The organism is Polycyclovorans algicola TG408 (genome assembly GCF_000711245.1).
Classification (GTDB): domain Bacteria; phylum Pseudomonadota; class Gammaproteobacteria; order Nevskiales; family Nevskiaceae; genus Polycyclovorans; species Polycyclovorans algicola.
Window position 1 is genome coordinate 604,663 of record NZ_JOMH01000001.1, and the last position, 16,780, is coordinate 621,442.

The following is a 16,780-nucleotide window of genomic DNA, read 5'->3' on the forward strand; positions in this document are numbered from 1 at the left end:
GGGTTTCTGACGAACTTTGGGCCCAGAACAGTTTAGTGTCCGAAATCACCGGCGCACCCTACCCGTCCGGGTGCGTGACACAGCGCCGCGCCTGCGCATCAGGAACAATGCGTCTTCACTATCGGGCCCTGCCATGCCACAGCACCACGCCTCACCGGAACCCTGTGTTGATGCGCTTTTACAGCACCTCGGCCATGACATTCGCCTGGGCGTGCCCTTGGGCCTGGGCAAACCCGTCGCCCTGATCAACGCACTGTATGCGCGTGCCAAAGTCGATCCCACCCTGAGATTGACCGTGTTGACGGCCCTGTCGCTCGCCCGTCCGGTGCCGGGTAACGCGGTCGAAAAGGCCTTCCTCGGCCCGTTCATCGAGCGGGTATTCGGCGACGCGCCCGAGCTGGACTACGTGGCCGACCAGCGCGCCGGCACCTTGCCCGGCAACGTGTCGATTCGTGAGTTCTTCTTTGCCCCCGCAAGCCAGCTCGGCAACGCCCAGGCGCAGCAGGACTACATCAGCAGCAACTACACCCACGCTGCGCGCGACGTGTTCGCCCAGGGCTGCAACGTCGCCGCGCAGATGGTCGCCTGCGAACCCGGCGCTGATGGCCCGCGCTATTCACTGTCGTGCAACCCCGACACCAGCCCCGAGCTGATTGCCCTGATGCGCGCCGCCGAGGCCCGCGGCGAACGCAAGGTGGCCGTGGTGGCACAGGTCAACCGGCGCCTGCCGTTCATGCATCACGACGCCGAGGTGACGGTCGACACGTTTGATCACGTCATCGACGACCCGGCGCTAGAACACGCGCTGTTCTGTGCGCCCAAGCAACCCGTGAGCGATGCCGATCACGCGATTGGGTTGTATGCCTCGACCCTGCTCAAGGACGGCGGCACGCTGCAGATCGGCATTGGCCAGCTCGGTGATGCCATCGTCCATTCCGCGCTCGCCCGGCACCAGCACAACGCCGACTATCAGGCTGCGCTAAGCGCCTTTCACATCGATGCCCGGTACGGCGACTGGCTGGCGCGCGAGGGCGGCAGCGCGCCCTTCGATCAAGGCCTGTATGGCGCCAGTGAAATGTTGGTCGACGGCTTCTTGCACCTGATGCAGGCCGGGGTGCTCAAGCGCCCGGTCTATGACTTTTGGGCGCTTCAGCAGTTGGTGAACGATGGCCGCTGCGACCCCGAGACGCTCGACATCGGCCTGCTCGAAGGCTTTAACGCGCTCGGCGTACGGATGATTCGCGGCCACGACTTTGACCGCCTGCAACAGCACGGCGTGTTCACTGCCGGCACCCGTTACGAAGCGGGTGCACTGATCGCGCCCGACGGCCAGCGGATTCGCGCCAACATGGCCGACCCCGACGCCCGCGCCGCCATGGCCGAGAAATGTCTGGGCACGCAGCTTCGCAACGGGGTGGTGCTGCACGGCGGCTTCTTCCTCGGCCCCAATGCCTTTTACGACGCGCTGCGCAACATGCCCGAAGACCAGCGGCGCCGCATTGCCATGACCGGCGTCGACAAGGTGAACCAGCTCGACTTGAACCCGCGCCTGTACCGCGCCCAACGCCAGCACGCACGCTTCATCAACACCGCGATGATGGTGACGCTCAGCGGCGCGGCGGTATCGGACGGGCTGGACGACGGGCGCGTCGTCTCCGGCGTGGGCGGGCAATACAACTTCGTTGCCATGGCGCATCAACTGCCCACCGGTCGCAGCGTGATCATGGTGCGCGCCACCCGGGGCGTGGGTTCCGGGGCGCGCTCCAGCATCGTCCTCAACTACGGTCACTGCACCATCCCGCGTCACCTGCGCGACGTGGTGATCACCGAATACGGCATGGCCGATCTGCGCGGGAAAACCGACAGCGACGTGGCCAAGGCGCTGATCGAGATTGCCGATGCACGCTTTCAGGACGACCTGCTCAAGCAGGCACAGTCAGCCGGCAAGATCGACACGGGCTGGCGCATTCCCGACCACGCCCGGCTCAACACGCCGGAGCGACTCCAGCAGCGGATGGCTGCGCTGCGCAAGCGCGGGCTTTTCCCCGACTTCCCGTTCGGACACGACTTCACCGACATCGAGCTCGACCTCGCGCGGGCACTGCCGAAGGTGAAGGCGGCCGCGAGCAACACGCCGAAGTGGAAGCTGGTGCTCAAGGCGCTGCGCGGCGGGCCGATTCCGGCATCCCTACAGCCACACCTGTCGCGAATGAAGCTCGATACGCCAAACACACTTCAAGATCGGGTCGTGCAGCGGTTGTTGATCGACGCGCTCGAGAACAAGCCCTAAGCCAGATCACCGCGCAACGCTTGCACCCGCCGCTGCAAGTCGGCGGCGCTGACCTTCTCTGGCGGCACCGGCTCGCCCGCCACCAGGCCTATCGCCGACCAGACGCGCCTCGGCAGACGCGCACGCTTCAGCGCACTGTCGCGACGGCTGAAAAAGCTGCCCCACAAACCCTGAAGCGCCATGGGAATCACCGGCACTGGCGTCGCCTTGATGATGCGTTCAATGCCCGCGCGGAATGGCTGAATCTCGCCATCCATCGTCAATCCGCCTTCGGGGAAAATGCAGACCACGTTGCCCGCTTTGAGCTCGACTTCGATTTCGGCGAAAGCGCGCGCCATGAGCACCGGGTCTTCTTTTGCCCCGGCGATTGGAATGGCCTTGGCCGTGCGGAAAATGAAGTTCAGCACCGGCACGTTGTAGATCTTGTGGTACATCACAAAACGCACCGGGCGCCGAATGTTGCCGCCGAGAATGACGGCATCAACGAAGCTGACGTGGTTGCAGACGATCACCGCCGGGCCTTCATCCGGAATGTGATCGAGTCGGGTTTTGCGGATGCGGTAAAGCGTGTTGATGATGATCCACACCAGAAACCGCATCACGAACTCGGGCACCAGCGAGTAGATGAAAATCGCAACAGCAGCGTTGACCAAAACCGTGAGCAACAACAACTGCGGAATGCTCAACCCCAGCCATTGCAACAGCACGATCGACATGACCGCCGCGCCCACCATGAACGCTGCATTGAGAATGTTGTTGCCGGCGATGACCCGCGACAGATGCTGGGGATCCGTCCGGGTTTGTATCAGCGCGTAAAGCGGCACGATGTAGAGACCGCCGAACAGCCCCATCAGCCCCAGATCCCAAAGCATGCGGTGATTCGCAATCGACCTGAAAAAGGTCTCGACGGTGATCCCGGCCTCGACAACCGCCTCCGGCATGGCGAAGTACAGATCAATTCCAAACCAAGTCAGGCCGATGGAGCCCAGCGGCACCAGACCCATTTCCAGCTTGCCGCCTGACAGCCGCTCGCAGAGCAATGCGCCGACGCCCATGCCCAGCGAAAACACGCCCAACAACAGGGTCATGACCACAACATCGCCGCCCAGATGCACGCGAGAGTAGTTTGGTAACTGCGACAGAAACACGGCGCCGAAGCACCAGAACCATGAGATCCCGAGCACCGCCAGCATCACCGTGCGATTGCCGCGCACGAACTGAAAGTTGCGCCAGGTTTCGGCAAGTGGGTTCCAGTTGATGCGCAGGTCCGGCGCCGCCGCGACACCCCGAGGAATGCCGAACGACGCTGCATAACCCAGCACTGCCAGGGCCATCACAGTGGCCGCAACCCAATGCGGCCCACTGCCCTGCACGACCAACCAGCCGCCCAACATCGTGCCGAGCAGAATCGCCAAAAACGTCACCACAGCCACCAGGGCATTGCCGCCCACCAGTTCGGCGCGACGCAGGCAATGCGGCAGAATCGAATACTTCACCGGCCCGAACAATGCCGATTGCGTGCCCATCAAAAACAGCAGGGCCAAGAGCATCGTCATGCTGCCCTCCATGAAGCCAATGACGGCCAGCACCACCACGCCCAGCTCAAACAACTTGATCCAGCGGATCAGCGTGGACTTCTCGTACTTGTCGGCAATTTGCCCCGCAGTCGCCGAGAACAGAAAGAACGGCAAGATGAACAGCGCGGCCGCCACATTGGCGTACAGGTCGATCTGCCCCGGCGACAGTCCGGCGCCGCCAAAGGCCAGCAACACAACCAGCGCGCTTCGGTACACGTTGTCAGTGAAGGCGCTCAGCGCCTGCGTTAAAAAGTACGGGCCGAAGCGACGTTTGCCCAGCAATCGGAACTGACTCGGGTCCATCATTCACACAAGACCTTGAGGGCGGGGACCCGCAGCATAGCCAGTGGCGACGCCCGATTTTGCCGCGCCCACCAAGACGGGTAGTTGTTCAGGTTTCGGCCAAGGCTTCTCATTCTCTCCATCACCAGCACGCCTAATTCGTCCGCGAACCACGCGGCGGTCTCACTTGGAGGAGTCTCAAATGGGTCAAGCTCAAAACCTGCCGCAACACGTCGACGCCGTGGTCATCGGGGCTGGGATCGCCGGCCTGTATGGCTTGTACCGATTGCGCGAGCAGGGGCTGAACGTTCGCTGCTTTGAAGCGGGCAACAGCGTTGGCGGGACCTGGTACTGGAACCGCTACCCGGGCGCGCGAGTCGATTCAGCCTCGCATGTTTATCAGTACTGGTTCTCGGAATCGCTGGCCAAGAAATGGCGTTGGAGCGAGCGCTTTCCGGCCCAGGCCGAAACCGAGCGATACCTCAATTTCGTGGCGGACGAATGCGATCTGCGCAAGGACATCCGCTTCGGCACCCGCATCGAGTCGGCCCATTTTGATGCCGCAACCCAGCGCTGGACGGTGAAAACCGACAGCGGCGAAACCGTCAATACCCAGTTCATCCTCGCCAGCACCGGCGGGCTGTCGGCACCGCTGGTGCCGCCCTTCCCGGGGCACGAGAAGTTCAAGGGCCAGATCTTCCACACCGGCCGCTGGCCGAAAGATGGCGTTGATTTCAGCGGCAAGCGCGTGGGCGTGATCGGCACCGGCGCCACCGGCATTCAGGTGATTCAGACCATCGCCAGCCAGGTCGAGCACCTCACGGTGTTTCAGCGCACGGCCAACTGGTCGATTCCCATGCGCAACCCGAAACTCACCGACGCCGACCGCAAGGTGTTCGACGACTCGTTCCACGAAATGCGCCAGAAAGTGCAACGTACTTTCGCCGGGTTCGAGTTCGACTTTCAGGACGGCACCTTTGCGGAATTGCCGCCCGACAAGCGTCATGAGGCGATGGAGGCGCTGTGGAACGACGGGTCGCTGGCGTTCTGGGTGGGAAGCTTTATCGACGTGTTTTTTGAGACCGAGGTGGCACACGAGTTCTCAAAGTTTGCGGAAGCGCGCATCCGTGCTCGCATCAAAGACCCAAAAGTGGCCGATCTGCTGGTGCCGCGTGATCACGAATTCGGCACCCGCCGCGTGCCACTTGAAACCGGCTACTACGAGGCCTACAACCGAGACAACGTCGCCCTGGTTGACGTCAAGGGCAACAAGATCACCGAGATCACCGAGACCGGCCTGAAGCTGGCCGACGGCACCGAATACCCGCTCGATATTCTGATCATGGCGACGGGCTTCGACGCCGGCACCGGCTCGCTGACGCGCATCGACATTCGCGGCCGTGACGGTATCTCGCTCAAGCAGCAGTGGGGCCAGGAAATTCGCACCATGATGGGCCTGCAGGTGCACGGCTATCCCAACCTGTTCACCACCATGGCGCCGTTCGCGCCGGCTGCCGCGTTCTGCAACGTGCCGACCTGCCTGCAGCAGCAGATCGACTGGATCAACGAGTGCATCAAGTACGTGCGTGACAAAGGCGGCCAAACGATCGAGGCCACGGCCGAAGCCGAAGAGCAGTGGTTGCAGCACCACGACGAGGTGTCAAAACCGACGTTGGTGGCCAACACCGACTCCTGGTACACCTGCGCCAATGTCGAGGGCAAGCCGCGCCGCATGTTGTCGTATCTGGGCGGCGTCAACGCCTATCGCGAAACCTGCGAAACGGTGAAGGCGAAGGGTTACGAAGGTTTCGAAATCGCCTGAGGTTGCTGCGATTTCAACGCAAAAAGGCCGCAACTGCGGCCTTTTTGCTGCTTGAAGCGAATGTTGGGGTTTAGACCGACACGCCGTAAACGCAGAGTATTGCGATGCCCAGCGCGCCGAAGATGAAGGTCACGGCGGTCAGGGTGCCGGTGGAATCCTGTTTGATCATGGTGCGTCTCCCGTCAGTGGTGAAAAGAAAAATGTGGATGCTGCATTGACGCTACGCCGCCCGATCTGGCTGCGGCGCTCGTCTGCGACCAACGGCATTAGTTTGCTGACGGGGCGCCAATGCAATTGGCGGCTTGTGTTCGCCTGACCCCGGGCGGGTGGCGGCCTGGGCGGCGTTTTGATCAAGCCGCGATCGACACGGACGTCAGGTTGCGCGAATCAATGCCATCGCCCGCGGGTTTGTCGTCCCGGTGAGCGCTACGGCGCCTCGCCTGGCGCCTTGATTGAACCCCCGGTCGCGTACCAAAAACGTTGTCAGCGCTGCACATTTTGCTTGCGCCCCCGGTCGTTTCCTTGTATGACAAGCCCATGTAAGCCGCCAAAGAGCCGCTTGACATACCCGCGGCGGGTGCCCCGGGGGGAGAGCAGCATGAAGACGTGGACGTGGACAGCCGGCCATGCCGGTCAGTCGTTACGAACACCCGCGGCCCGCGCCACGGATGCAGGACCCGCCCGGCCTGCAACGCGCACATTCTCCGACGCGCCCTTGACCCATCGACAAGCCTTGCTGGGCTCGCCCGTGGCGCCTAAAGATCATCCGCGGCGGCGCTTTTATCCGCATTCAAACGCGACGGGGCGCCTGCCCGGCGACAAGTTGCCGTGCCCGCACGCCACCTCGACGCAACCTGCAGGAGGGCGATGAATGGCTATCGCGATTGCACTGGTGATTCTGGTGGTGGGCACGATCCTGTTTCACTTTCTGAGCCCCTGGTACCTGACGCCATTGGCATCGAACTGGGGTTCGATCGACGACACCATCAGCATCTCGTTCTGGGTCACCGGTTTTGTCTTCGTGGCGGTGAACCTGTTCATGGTCTACGCCATCCTGCGGTACCGCTACAACGCCAACCGCCGTTCCGAGTACGAGCCCGAAAACCAGAAACTCGAACTGTGGCTGACCGGTCTGACAAGCGTCGGCATTGCCGCCCTGCTGGCACCCGGGCTGGTGGTCTGGGCCGACTACGTGACCGTGCCCGAGGACGCGCACGAAGTCGAAGTCGTCGGCCAGCAATGGCACTGGAGCTTCCGCTATCCAGGCGCCGATGGAGAGTTCGGTCAGGTCCACGCGCGGCTGGTCGATGACGACAACCCGTTCGGCATGGTGCCCGATGACCCCAAAGGACAGGACGACGTCCTGATCATGAATTCCCGTGTGATGCTGCCGGTCGACCAGCCGGTCAAACTGATGCTGCGCTCACGTGACGTGTTGCACAATTTCCAGGTCGCCCAGTTCCGCGCCAAGATGGATTTTGTGCCCGGCCAACTTTCGTATCTGTGGCTGACGCCGAGCCGCACCGGCACTTTCGAGATTCTCTGTGCCGAGTTGTGCGGCATCGGCCACTTCGCGATGCGCGGCAAGGTCGAGGTGCTGGCGACGTCCGATTACGACGCGTGGCTGGACGAGCAGCCAACCTATGCCGACCTGATGGCGCGGCCGGCGCCCGACCCCGACGCAGGTGAAGCGCTTTATGCGCCGTGCACCGCCTGCCACGGCGCGGACGGCCATGGCAACCGCGAGCTCAACGCGCCGCAAATTGCCGGTCAGGACCCCTGGTACCTGGCGCGCCAGCTCGCCTACTTCCGCGACGGCGCGCGCGGCACGCATCCCGACGACACGCACGGGGCCGAGATGCGACCTTTCGCGGCGATGCTGACCGACGATGCGGCAATGCGTGATGTCGCCGCCTATATCGGTTCGCTCACGCCGGCCACGGTACGTCCCACGGTAGACGGCTACTCGTCGCGAGGAGCGCGGGTCTATCGAAGCACCTGTGCGGCCTGCCACGGCCAGGGCGGGCAGGGCATCAGGGCGACCAATGCGCCGCGACTGGTGGTCCTGGACGACTGGTATCTGAAAACGCAGTTGAACAACTTCAAGCAGGGCATCCGTGGCCGCCATGCCGACGATGCCTACGGCTGGCAGATGGCCGAGATGGCGCGCGTACTGGGCCGCGACACGGCCGTCGATGACGTGGTGGCCTATATCAACACCCTGCAGCCCAGAGACACCGCCGATCTGCAACCGACCGAAGGAGATCACTGATGGCCAACAGCGCTTATGACGCCGTGTCGACGGCACCGCCGGCCGAGGTCGGCGAAATGGAGCTGCCGCCTCACCCCAAGACCTTCATCGGCAAATACATCTGGAGCCAGGATGCCAAGGTGATCGCCGTGCAGTACGCCGTCACGGCCACCGCCATCGGGCTGGTGGCGCTGGCACTGTCGATCATCATGCGACTGCAGTTGGCCTTTCCGGAGTCGCTGCCGCTGATCGACCCGGCCAACTATCTCCAGGCCGTGTCGATGCACGGCATGATCATGGTGGTCTACCTGCTCACCGCGTTTTTGCTGGGCGCGTTCGGCAACTACCTGATTCCGCTGATGTGTGGCGCGCGCGACATGGTGTTCCCGTATCTGAACATGTTGAGCTACTGGGTCTACCTGCTGGCGGTGCTGGTGCTGGTGGCCAGCTTCTTCGTGCCGGGCGGCCCCACCGGTGCCGGCTGGACGCTCTATCCACCGCAGGCGGTCAGCCCAGGCACGCCGGGCATCGACGGCGGCATCGTGCTGATGCTGGTGTCACTGGGTCTTTTCATCATCGGCTTCACCATGGGCGGCCTCAACTACGTGGTAACGGTGTTGCAGGCGCGCACCCGCGGCATGACGCTGATGCGCCTGCCGCTGACCATCTGGGGCATCTTCATGGCCACGGTGCTGGCCTTGCTGGCCTTTCCGGCGCTGTTCGTGGCAGCGCTGATGATGTTGCTCGACCACCTGATCGGCACCAGTTTCTTCTTGCCGACCATGCTCAACCTGGGCGAGATGTCGGATCACTCAGGCGGCAGTCCGCTGATGTTCCAGCACCTGTTCTGGTTCTTCGGCCATCCCGAGGTCTACATCGTGGCGTTGCCGGCGTTCGGCATCGTCTCGGATCTGATTGCCACCCACGCGCGGCGCAGCATCTTCGGCTACCGGATGATGGTCTGGGCGATCATCGCCATCGGTGGCCTCAGCTTTGTGGTCTGGGCGCACCACATGTACGTCAGCGGGATGAATCCGTATTTCGGTTTCCTGTTCGCCACCACCACGCTCATCATCGCCGTGCCGACGGCGATCAAGGTCTACAACTGGGTGCTGACCCTGTGGCGCGGCAACATCAGACTGACCGTGCCGATGCTGTTTTCGATTGGCTTCATCTTCGCCTTCGTCAACGGTGGGCTTTCGGGGTTGTTTCTGGGCAACGTCACCGTCGATGTGCCGCTGTCCGACACCTATTTCGTGGTCGGTCATTTCCACATGGTGATGGCGGTGGCGCCGATCATGGTGATCTTCGGCGCGCTGTATCACTGGTACCCCAAGGTGACCGGTCGCATGCTCAACGAGCTGGGCGGCAAGATCCATTTCTGGGTCACCTTTCTGGGCACCTACGCGGTCTATTACCCGATGCACTACATGGGCTTCGAGGGCGTGCCGCGCCGCTATTACGCCTACGGCGAGACCGCGTTCATTTCGGACTCGGTGCAGGCGCTCAACGTGTTCATCACCGTCGCGGCAATCATCGTGGCGCTGGCGCAGACCCTGTTCCTGTTCAACGTGGTGTGGAGCCTGCGCAATGGCAAGAAGGCCGGGCCCAATCCGTGGAATGCGACCACGCTGGAATGGCAGACGCCGCACACGCCGCCGCATCACGGCAACTTTGGCGCCGAACTGCCAGTGGTCTACCGCTGGCCCTACGACTACGGCCTGCCCGGCGCCAAGGATGATTTCGTGCCGCAGAACGTGCCGCCCGACCAAGTCGAGATGCAGTCTGAGTCGACCCCTGAGACGGAGACCGGCCGATGACTTACACGCTGCTGTTCCTCGCGATTCTCATGGCGGTGTTCGTCGGCTGGCTGGTGCGCCAGTCGGTCAATGTCACGCCGTGGGTGGCCAATCACGGTCAGGCGGCCACGCTGCGCCAGGCCCCGGAATGGTTCACCGGTCCGCGGGTCGGCCTGGTGGTGTTTCTGGCGGTGGTGACCTCGGTGTTCGGCCTGACGCTCAGCGCCTACATGATGCGCATGGCCGCCACCGATGACTGGCAATTTCTGCCGATGCCAACCTCGGGATGGTTCAACTTCGCGATGCTGGTGCTGGCCAGCGTTGCATTGCAGACCACATGGTCGGCAGCCAAGCGCGCGAACGATTCGCTTTTTTGGGCGGCACTCGCGCTGGGAACTGGCTCGACTGCCGCCTTCCTGCTTGGGCAATACCTGCTTTGGCGCGACCTGGTCGGCGTCGGCTACTACGCATCGGCGTTTGTCGGCAGTGCCTTTTACGCCTTGATGAGCACGCTGCACGGCCTGCACCTGCTCGGCGGGCTGTTTGCCCTAGGCCGCGTCGTGCTCCGGTTACAGCAGGGCGCCAGCCTGGCGCAGATGCGCGAGGCCGTCGGGCTTTGCGCGCTTTACTGGCACTTCCTGCTGCTGGTGTGGGCGGTGCTGTTCGGTGCGTTGTTTGTCGGCGCCGAGCCGCTTTACGCGTTCTGTCGGTCGGGGCTGTAAGCCCGATACACCCGAGGAGGTCGTTCCCATGCGCAATCCCACTGCTGCCGCCGACACGCTGACACCCGGGGTCAAGGGACTGGTGTCCGACTTTGCCTCTGACCAGCGCGCCTTCAAGACGGCGCCGTGGGGCAAGGCGATGATGTGGATCTTCCTGCTCAGCGACACCTTCATCTTCGGCTGCTTTCTGGTCGGTTACATGACCGTGCGGGCCTCGACGCCGGAAGCCTGGCCCAACGCCAGCGAGGTGTTTGCGCTGTACATCGGCGAAACGCAGGTTCCGCTGCTGCTGATTGCGATCATGACCTTCGTGCTGATCAGCTCGAGCGGCACGATGGCGCTGGCGGTGAAATACGGCTACGAGCGAAACCGCAAGGTGACCGCCGCATTGCTGGTGCTGACCGCGATTCTTGGCGCGTCATTCGTGGGGATGCAGGTGTTCGAGTGGGCCAAGCTGATCGAGGACGGGGTGCGGCCCTGGGGCAACCCCTTCGGCGCACCGCAGTTCGGCGCCGCGTTTTTCATGATCACCGGCTTTCACGGCACCCACGTCAGCATCGGCGTGATCGCGCTGATCATCATGTCGGTGAAGGTCATGCGGGGGTCGCTGGACGCCCGGCGCCCAGGCCTGATGACCGGCCGCAAGGGCAGCTATGAAGAGGTCGAGATCCTCGGCCTGTACTGGCACTTCGTCGACCTGGTGTGGGTCTTCATCTTCGCGTTCTTCTATCTCTGGTAAGGGAGCTCGCCATGACACACGATCAAGCCCATCAGCAGCACCCGCTCAGCACCTACCTGTGGATCTGGGGGCTGCTGTTCGTGCTCAGCGTGATGTCGTACATGGTCGACTACGTGGGCCTGGAAGGCCTGCTCAAGTTTTCGCTGATCACGCTGTTCATGCTGCTCAAGGCGGGGCTGATCATGGCGGTGTTCATGCACATGGTCTGGGAACGCATGGCGCTGGTGATGGTGGTCATCGTGCCCACTGGCGCCTTGGCGTTCCTGATGGCACTGATGATTCTGGAGTCGAACTACACCCTGTTCTCGCGCCTGATCTTCGGGCTGAACTAGGGCCTGTTAACAATTCATTCGTTCTGGCGGCGCACTTGAGCACCGCGCTTCGTTGCTCATCGTCGCGATAGTGCCCACGATCCCGTATCGATGCGCCTCGATCTGCACGCCAACGCACGCGCCATCGCCTAACGCTTTGTTGGAAACACTGCACTGGCCTCGGAACGCTCTGAACAGATTTCAGCGCTGCGCCACCGTTGTGCGCTCCCTCAGGCGACCGCCGTGATCACGGCGGTCGCCCGGCCCCCAAATGCCGCCCTACGGCCAGGTCTTGACGAAGAAGCGCGTCACCCGGTGCTGCCAGAAAATCAGCCAATGCGGGGCGCCTGCTGCGGTGCCGGCTTCCTTGAGCCGCGGATGCCGCTTCACCAGGCGCTTGACCATCTTGTCCTGACCGGGCTCGAGGTCGACGAAGAACACGTGATTGCCTTCCTTCAGCGCCTTCTCGAAGTGCAGAAAGTGAACGTTGGGTCGCTGGATACCCCACAGGCCGCCTTGCCAGGTCAGAAAACCGAGCAACACCACCGACAGGAATATGAACGGCATCCAGCCCGCCTCGGTCGCGGTCCACCCTGCCGTGAACGCCGTCACCAGGACCAGCGTCGCCGCACAGATGCCCGCGACGGCCCCGATCAGGGTGGAATGGACGATGTCCCGTTTCATGAACGACGCCACCTTGTGCAGATGGTTGTGCTGTTCAGCCGCACCGTCATCGTTGGTGAGCAGGTGAATCTGCGGGGTGACGATACCGGCACGCTCAAGTTCTTCTTCGAGGTGTTCGAGATCGTCGAGGTCGTCACTGATGAAAAAGTAACGCGTCATCTTCATGGCCATCTCCTCTCGTTCGTTTGCCGGAGATGCAACCTCTGTCGTTATATGACAGCGCGAGGTCGTCAATCTTGGTCAGCAAACAACTCAACTGCTGGCATGCGAAAACACTCACTTGACTCGCGGCCAGCATAGCCCTCCCATTCCGTCGGCGCCAGACCCTCGCTCGAAGGGTCGGCCTGCGGACAAGCCGTCACCAAGTGGCCGATCATGAATCCGTTAAAAGCCCTGCACCGGCCTCGGCGTATCTGCATCCCGGCCCGCGAGACGGCACACTTCAAGTGTATTCAGGTGAGTCCGTGCTGCGGCCTTCACCCCCCCTCTCCGCACGGCAAGGAAACCCCGCATGGCGTATGAATCGCTCCAGCTGCAAGTCACCGACGGTGTCGCTCACCTGATCCTCAACCAGCCAAAGCTTGGCAATCCGTTCAATGCGGCTTTCTGTGCCGATCTGGGCCGCGTCGGTGGCGAGTTGGCGGGCCGCAAGGACGTACGGGCGGTGCTACTCAAGGCCAACGGTGATTTCTTCAGCGTCGGTGGCGACGTGAAAATGTTCTCGCAATCGCTTGACGGCCTGCCCAATCACATTCGCGAGTGGGCCGGCGGCCTGCACACCGGCGTGCAGCGGCTGGCGCGGCTTGATGCGCCCATCGTCGCGGCCGTCCATGCAACCGCCATGGGCGGCGCCGTGGGCCTGCTCGCCGGCTGTGATCTGGTGTACTGCGCGCGCTCCGCAAAGCTCGGCGGCGCGTACACCAAAATCGGCTACACCTGCGACATGGGCGCCACCTTTACCCTGGCCTCGCGGATGGGCCTGTCGCGGGCGCGGCGCTTTCTGCTGCTGGGCGAGGTGCTCAGTGCCGAAGAGGGCCTGCAGTGCGGCCTGGTCGATTACCTGGTTGACGACGCCACATTGCAGCAAGAAGCCGAAGCCGCCGCAGTGCGCTTGGCCAACGGCCCCACCCGCGCTTATGGCGAGCTGCGGCGGCTGTTCACCACGGCATTGAGCCAGGGCTTCGAACGTCAGCTCGAAGACGAGGTGCAGAGCCTGGTGCGCGCCGCCGCAACCGATGACGCGCGCGAGGGCATTCTGGCCTTTGTCGAACGGCGTATCGCCCGGTTTCGAGGTCGCTGAGGGCGGCGCTCGAACTTCACGTTCAGGAAGCGCATGCTAGCGTCACGTTTCGTCTCACAAACCTAAGGGGTTACTTATGCGTTATCTGTTTATGACCGCCGCCGCCGCACTTGCCCTGACGCTGGGTGCCTGCTCCAAAGAAGAAGCGCCGCCGCCCGAAGCCGCCTCCAGCCCGGCCGCCGCCGCCGCCGCAGAAGACTCGGAAGGCACCAGCGTTGATGTCGACACCGAGAATGGCTCGATGAGCTACGAGAGCGACGACGCCGACTCGAACACCTCGATCACCATCAATGGTGACGACGAGGACGAAGAATAGACGCCTTCGCAATACCGCTCACGCGCGCCCACTAGAGACGCGCGACCACCCGCCGCACGAACCGCCCCGTTTACCGGGGCGGTTTTCGTTTGGCAGGCTGACGAGACCTCAGCCCCCGGACGACAACAACGCCCATCCGAACTGCGCCCAGTTGATCCACAGCACCAGCGCGCCCAGTAGAAATGTTGCACCCCGATGGCTGACGTTGTTGTAGCTGCAATGAATCAAGGCATGGGCCACTCGAAAGCCGACGAACACCCAGGCCAAGGTCACCGTCAGCGGCGTCACTATCCCCGTCGCCAGCGACACCGCCACGAGCACGTAAAACAGCACCGGGGCCTCAAACAGATTCATGTAGTGATTCGCCGCCTTTTCGTAAGGCCCGAACGCCGCACTGGTGGACGCCCGGCTGGCAAAGGCATCAATCGGCAGACCCAGCTTCTTTTGTGCGCCCAGGCGCTGGACGACCATGGCCACCCACACGCCTGCGGTCAGGGCGATCATGGCCAAAAGGGGAGGGATGAGCGGGGACGAGATCATGGTGTAAGCCTGTGGTCAAAAGGCCCCGGAGCATAGGTCAACCGCGTGCGCCCCGCTCACGTCAGCTTTGAGAGCCGCCACCGATGAACCTCGTGACCTTTCTGACCCTCCTCCACAACGCGGCGATCCGACAACTGTTAACGGGCGTTGAAGGCAACGCACTCAGGGCCAGGTGATCGACACACCGGGTGCAGCGTGATGACCCGGCGGTTCGTACAAGGGCCAAGCCGCCCAGAATGGCGAACGCGTTGGATCAAATCACGCCGTGGCCCCGGCGACGCTGCCGCTGCCGCTCACGCGCCCGAAGCCTGGCGCCCCCCGTTCAGGGGTTCAGGCCGCATACCGGCGCGACTAGTGTTCACTGCAGATGGCTGGCGCGCGGGCTTGGCGCAGGCCGACAACCACCACCACAGGGAGAGCCACATGTCAGCTCAGGATCCTTATCGAGTCGAAGGGCGCGTCGCCCTCGTCACCGGCGCGGCGCGCGGTATCGGCGCCGCCATCGTGGAGTCATTGGTCGAGGGCGGAGCGTCGGTACTGGTCACCGACATCCTGACCCCCGAGGGCGAGCGCACCGCAGCCCGCTTTGGCCCTGCGGCGCAATTTGCAACGCTTGATGCCACGTCTGAAGCCGACTGGGAGCGGGGTGTCGCGACGGCGGTCGAGGCGTTTGGCGGCCTGGATCTCGTCGTCAACAACGCCGGATTTGAGCTTGCCGGGTTCTTCGCCGATACCTCGGTCGAGGACTACCGGCGCCAGATGGAGCTCAACGGCACCACGGTGTTTCTGGGCATCAAACACGCGATTCGCACGATGCGCCCGGGCGGCATCTCCGGTCGTGGTGGCAGCATCGTCAATCTTTCGTCCGCCGCCGGTTTCAAGGGCGTGATGGGTCTGGGCGCCTACTGCGCCTCCAAAGGCGCAGTGCGGTTGATGACCAAGGCGGCCGCCGTGGAGTGTGGACGCCTGCAATACGGGATCAGGGTGAACTCGGTCCATCCTGGGCTGATCAAGACCGAGATGGGCACCAAGACGCTGCAGGATTTCGTCAAGCTCGGCATTGCGCCCGACGAGAGTGCCGCCGAGGCGGCGTTCGACGCGGCGCACCTGATGGGCTTGGGACAGCCCGTCGATATCGCCAGGGCGGTGCGCTTTCTCGCCTCGGATGCCGGTTGCTGGATTACCGGAAGCGAGCTGGTCGTCGACGGCGGATTCCTTGCCGCCTGATCGCCGCCCTCAACGCGACCACCCACCTTGCATGAGCGTTTCTTGATAGGCCCAGCGCCTGTCGCTGGCTACCATCAGCGCATTACAAGAGAGGAGTCGCGCCATGGGGTTTGTCCCGCCTGAGGTCATGCAGCAAGAGCTGAACCTGTTCTGGCAGAACATCTTCACGTTCGTCAGCTGGGGCATCGTGATCGTGATGTTGATCATCGCTGTGCGGATGGGCCGCGCGCAGCGCACGGCGTTCTACCTCTTCGCAATTCTTGCCGCCTGTGTCGGCGCCTTTGCCGAGCCGCTCTACGACGTGGCGTTTGATCTGTGGTTTTACGACGTGCACGAGGGCGAGCCGGGCGCGATGCTGTCGCACTTCACCGCCTTCGGCATCGTGCAGCCGTGGTGGTCGCACAGCGGTTACGTGATTCTCTACGCCACCGCCTGCCTCTATGCCGGGCGGCGCATGTTCGAGGGCCGCATGACGCCGCAACTGCTGTTCATCATCTGGGGCGCCGAGATCTTCGCCTCCTGCGTGTTCGAGGGCATCGGCACGGGTGTGGGCGTGTACGAATACTTCGGCCCGTACGTGTTGCGGCTTTGGAACTACCCGTTCGTGATTGGCGTGCTGGAAGGCACGCAGACCATCATCTTTACGGTGATGGCCGTGCATCTGTGGCGGCGCCTGCCGAGCACCGTGGGCCTGCTGGGGCTGTTCGTGCTGTTCCCGGTCACCATGCTGGGCGGTAACTTCGGCCTCGGCTGGCCGATCATCATCGCGCTGCACCTGTCGCCCGCCGAGTTCAGCATGGGCCTGGTCTGGGCCGGCACGCTCATCAGCATCGCGTTGTGCGCCATTGCGGTCTATGGGCTGACCAAATTCCTGCCGCAACCCGTGTCGGTAGCGCGGTAACCGCGCGCTTGGGCCCGGC

At 63.1% G+C, this 16,780-nt stretch carries 14 protein-coding genes; 11 read left to right on the top strand and 3 right to left on the bottom strand.

The window, feature by feature from the left end; genetic code table 11:
* The first annotated feature begins 133 nt into the window (after window positions 1–133).
* Window positions 134–2,290: an acetyl-CoA hydrolase/transferase C-terminal domain-containing protein gene (locus U741_RS0102920; RefSeq protein WP_029888997.1), complete on the top strand. Its 2,157-nt coding sequence runs from the start codon at window positions 134–136 to the stop codon at window positions 2,288–2,290.
* Here the strand turns inward: U741_RS0102920 and U741_RS0102925 are convergent.
* Window positions 2,287–4,173 carry an MFS transporter gene (locus U741_RS0102925; protein WP_029888998.1) on the bottom strand — a complete coding sequence of 629 codons (1,887 nt, stop codon included), beginning with the start codon at window positions 4,171–4,173 and terminating at the stop codon, window positions 2,287–2,289. The genes U741_RS0102920 and U741_RS0102925 overlap by 4 nt on opposite strands.
* 178 nt (window positions 4,174–4,351) lie before the next feature.
* Here U741_RS0102925 and U741_RS0102930 point away from each other — a divergent pair, with 178 nt between their 5' ends.
* From U741_RS0102930 to U741_RS0102960, 6 genes are all read left to right on the top strand, one after another.
* A complete protein-coding gene (locus U741_RS0102930) occupies window positions 4,352–5,971 on the top strand; it encodes a flavin-containing monooxygenase (protein WP_029888999.1) in 1,620 nt (539 codons plus the stop codon).
* Window positions 5,972–6,842: 871 nt separating this feature from the next.
* On the top strand, window positions 6,843–8,243 hold the full coding sequence (locus tag U741_RS0102940) for a c-type cytochrome (protein WP_029889000.1): 1,401 nt from the start codon (window positions 6,843–6,845) through the stop codon (window positions 8,241–8,243).
* The gene (locus tag U741_RS0102945) at window positions 8,243–10,042 is read left to right on the top strand and encodes a cytochrome c oxidase subunit I (protein WP_052378436.1); all 1,800 of its coding nucleotides are present in this window, start codon (window positions 8,243–8,245) and stop codon (window positions 10,040–10,042) included. Before U741_RS0102940 ends, U741_RS0102945 begins: the two co-directional genes overlap by 1 nt.
* On the top strand, window positions 10,039–10,743 hold the full coding sequence (locus tag U741_RS0102950; RefSeq protein WP_029889002.1) for a cytochrome c oxidase subunit 3 family protein: 705 nt from the start codon (window positions 10,039–10,041) through the stop codon (window positions 10,741–10,743). The genes U741_RS0102945 and U741_RS0102950 overlap by 4 nt, the downstream gene beginning before the upstream one ends.
* Window positions 10,744–10,771: 28 nt before the next feature.
* Entirely contained in the window at window positions 10,772–11,482 is a 711-nt protein-coding gene (locus U741_RS0102955) for a heme-copper oxidase subunit III family protein (protein ID WP_029889003.1), read from the top strand.
* Between the two features lie 11 nt (window positions 11,483–11,493).
* Window positions 11,494–11,814, top strand: a complete 321-nt coding sequence (locus tag U741_RS0102960) for a cytochrome C oxidase subunit IV family protein (RefSeq protein WP_029889004.1) — start codon at window positions 11,494–11,496, stop codon at window positions 11,812–11,814.
* 258 nt (window positions 11,815–12,072) lie between these two features.
* On the opposite strand, the gene U741_RS0102965 is transcribed toward U741_RS0102960, so the two are convergent.
* Window positions 12,073–12,636: a hypothetical protein gene (locus tag U741_RS0102965; protein ID WP_029889005.1), complete on the bottom strand. Its 564-nt coding sequence runs from the start codon at window positions 12,634–12,636 to the stop codon at window positions 12,073–12,075.
* A gap of 352 nt (window positions 12,637–12,988) precedes the next feature.
* Here U741_RS0102965 and U741_RS0102970 point away from each other — a divergent pair, with 352 nt between their 5' ends.
* Together U741_RS0102970 and U741_RS0102975 are read left to right on the top strand one after the other, a co-directional pair.
* Entirely contained in the window at window positions 12,989–13,777 is a 789-nt protein-coding gene (locus U741_RS0102970) for an enoyl-CoA hydratase/isomerase family protein (RefSeq protein WP_029889006.1), read from the top strand.
* Window positions 13,778–13,853: 76 nt separating this feature from the next.
* Window positions 13,854–14,093, top strand: coding sequence for a hypothetical protein (locus U741_RS0102975; RefSeq protein ID WP_029889007.1), 240 nt, complete (start codon window positions 13,854–13,856; stop codon window positions 14,091–14,093).
* 108 nt (window positions 14,094–14,201) lie between these two features.
* Here the strand turns inward: U741_RS0102975 and U741_RS0102980 are convergent, their stop codons facing one another.
* The gene (locus U741_RS0102980; protein ID WP_084154629.1) at window positions 14,202–14,633 is read right to left on the bottom strand and encodes an MAPEG family protein; all 432 of its coding nucleotides are present in this window, start codon (window positions 14,631–14,633) and stop codon (window positions 14,202–14,204) included.
* A gap of 384 nt (window positions 14,634–15,017) precedes the next feature.
* Here U741_RS0102980 and U741_RS0102985 point away from each other — a divergent pair, with 384 nt between their 5' ends.
* The gene (locus U741_RS0102985) at window positions 15,018–15,860 is read left to right on the top strand and encodes an SDR family oxidoreductase (protein WP_235200024.1); all 843 of its coding nucleotides are present in this window, start codon (window positions 15,018–15,020) and stop codon (window positions 15,858–15,860) included.
* A 103-nt stretch (window positions 15,861–15,963) separates the two neighbouring features.
* Window positions 15,964–16,761 (top strand): hypothetical protein, encoded by a 798-nt coding sequence (locus U741_RS0102990; RefSeq protein ID WP_029889010.1) that lies wholly within the window; start codon window positions 15,964–15,966, stop codon window positions 16,759–16,761.
* Window positions 16,762–16,780: the final 19 nt, after the last annotated feature.

Coding starts and splice junctions, on each gene's coding strand:
- U741_RS0102965 (WP_029889005.1), bottom strand. CDS start 12,636: ATGACGCGTTACTTTTTCATCAGTGACGACCTCGACGATCTCGAACAC.
- U741_RS0102940 (WP_029889000.1), top strand. CDS start 6,843: ATGGCTATCGCGATTGCACTGGTGATTCTGGTGGTGGGCACGATCCTG.
- U741_RS0102955 (WP_029889003.1), top strand. CDS start 10,772: ATGCGCAATCCCACTGCTGCCGCCGACACGCTGACACCCGGGGTCAAG.
- U741_RS0102960 (WP_029889004.1), top strand. CDS start 11,494: ATGACACACGATCAAGCCCATCAGCAGCACCCGCTCAGCACCTACCTG.
- U741_RS0102970 (WP_029889006.1), top strand. CDS start 12,989: ATGGCGTATGAATCGCTCCAGCTGCAAGTCACCGACGGTGTCGCTCAC.
- U741_RS0102950 (WP_029889002.1), top strand. CDS start 10,039: ATGACTTACACGCTGCTGTTCCTCGCGATTCTCATGGCGGTGTTCGTC.
- U741_RS0102920 (WP_029888997.1), top strand. CDS start 134: ATGCCACAGCACCACGCCTCACCGGAACCCTGTGTTGATGCGCTTTTA.
- U741_RS0102925 (WP_029888998.1), bottom strand. CDS start 4,173: ATGATGGACCCGAGTCAGTTCCGATTGCTGGGCAAACGTCGCTTCGGC.
- U741_RS0102975 (WP_029889007.1), top strand. CDS start 13,854: ATGCGTTATCTGTTTATGACCGCCGCCGCCGCACTTGCCCTGACGCTG.
- U741_RS0102990 (WP_029889010.1), top strand. CDS start 15,964: ATGGGGTTTGTCCCGCCTGAGGTCATGCAGCAAGAGCTGAACCTGTTC.
- U741_RS0102930 (WP_029888999.1), top strand. CDS start 4,352: ATGGGTCAAGCTCAAAACCTGCCGCAACACGTCGACGCCGTGGTCATC.
- U741_RS0102945 (WP_052378436.1), top strand. CDS start 8,243: ATGGCCAACAGCGCTTATGACGCCGTGTCGACGGCACCGCCGGCCGAG.
- U741_RS0102980 (WP_084154629.1), bottom strand. CDS start 14,633: ATGATCTCGTCCCCGCTCATCCCTCCCCTTTTGGCCATGATCGCCCTG.